3 protein-coding genes are annotated in these 1,399 nt (G+C 50.0%); 1 reads left to right on the top strand and 2 read right to left on the bottom strand.

Annotation, left to right across the window (positions count from 1 at the left end):
• The first annotated feature begins 137 nt into the window (after nucleotides 1-137).
• Nucleotides 138-362: a hypothetical protein gene (locus tag QEH52_RS19690; protein WP_308952670.1), complete on the top strand. Its 225-nt coding sequence runs from the start codon at nucleotides 138-140 to the stop codon at nucleotides 360-362.
• Nucleotides 363-403: 41 nt separating this feature from the next.
• Here QEH52_RS19690 and QEH52_RS19685 read toward each other — a convergent pair whose 3' ends face one another.
• A complete protein-coding gene (locus QEH52_RS19685; RefSeq protein WP_308952669.1) occupies nucleotides 404-625 on the bottom strand; it encodes a hypothetical protein in 222 nt (73 codons plus the stop codon).
• 78 nt (nucleotides 626-703) lie between these two features.
• Nucleotides 704-1,267 carry a hypothetical protein gene (locus tag QEH52_RS19680; protein WP_308952668.1) on the bottom strand — a complete coding sequence of 188 codons (564 nt, stop codon included), beginning with the start codon at nucleotides 1,265-1,267 and terminating at the stop codon, nucleotides 704-706.
• Between the last annotated feature and the right edge of the window lie 132 nt (nucleotides 1,268-1,399).

Genomic DNA, 1,399 nt, shown 5'->3' with positions numbered 1-1,399 from the left:
GTTCTATGCGCATGTCCATAGTAAAGCCTACTCGCCTCGCAGTCGTGAGACCTACCTTCGTTGGGTGGCATGCCTCGCCGTAGCCTTGGCGTAGGTGGGAGCGTCTCGGGGAGCATTACCAGCCTGACGGGGCTGGTTTGCGTCGCTTGTCGGAGCGTCAGGTGCTGGACTACTTGATCTACCTGCGCGATGATCAAAAGCTGGCGGCCTCGTCGGTTAATCAGGCGCCAGTGCCTGTCATCGAAGCTGAACCAGTGCCTGTGTGTTGTCCTCAGTGCGAACCGCCGATGCAGCGTTTGCGTAAAATCCTCCCCGCACGCGGCCCGCCGCTCAGCTCCGCTTTACTCTATGTCGAATCATGACCGTTGAACTTTTTAAACGAAGCTCTCGAAGTGACGCTTTATCAGGCCTGACCTGCTTGCGCTTGGCCAATGAGCAAGACTTGACTCGTATTTTTGATATCCGATCGAGCATAGACAGCCTCAAGCGGTGCATCGCTCCGATCGATGCGGCTTTTGGTCGTCCCGCCAAAGAAGCCGCATGCCTGCCGTTGCAAAGTCGGTCTTTCAATTTGACCCAACAGTGTCGCATCCCGCTCCAGGACTGCGTTGAAAGCTTTCCGCATAAGCGATAGAGCGCGGTCATCTTAGTGCGGGCTTGTTCAACAATCAGTTATCAACGCGGCTGCGCGCGATTGATAACTTCAGGGTTCGACTCTTGGTTGTGCAACTAGATGCTTAGAATACCTGATGTTCAGGGTATCTAGCTTCTCTAATATCTCAGGGATTCGGCTAAGCTTACTGCTGTATTCTTTGGTGATCTGTTTTTCTTTTAAAAAATCATAATGCTGCCCGATGAACCGATCGGCCTCTCGGTGTAATGCGCTATTGAACCCGTAGAATTTCATCACAAATGCGTATGACCTATCATCGGTAAAGTATTCGGTTTCTAGGGTAGACAAGTATTCGTTCAAGTTATCCAAGGCCACATCTGCGTAGAGTGCCAGAAGCAGCAAGTTATCATACATGATTAGAGTGTAGTTCGCTTCGTTCTCTTTCAAAGCCTTCAGGCTGACAATGAATGGTATGGCTTCTTCTTTGAGATATTTTGAATACTCCAAGCATTCTTTTTTTGTTTTTGCTACCTTCTGGTTTAGGGCCTTCGGCATTTCCTGCATAAGCTCTACAGCTTCCCGTTCGGATTGGATGTCGCTATTTGCAAACAGCGGGCCGACCAGAAGTAAGAGTGCTAGGAGTTTAACTTTCATATTCATTCGTCGATCGTGAAGAGTAGTCGATGCGAGTCTGCGAGGTCAATCGTGCAAATGATTGTCGCAAAACTGACGGGTAAACTCGCATTGACTATCTCGCCTGGTTCCCGCAGGGACTGGCGAGTCTGA

The sequence above is a fragment of the Thalassobacterium maritimum genome (assembly GCF_031127805.1).
GTDB lineage: Bacteria > Verrucomicrobiota > Verrucomicrobiia > Opitutales > Coraliomargaritaceae > Thalassobacterium > Thalassobacterium maritimum.
The sequence above is the reverse complement of the archived record's forward strand: the minus strand, read 5'-3'. Positions and strand labels throughout refer to the sequence as shown.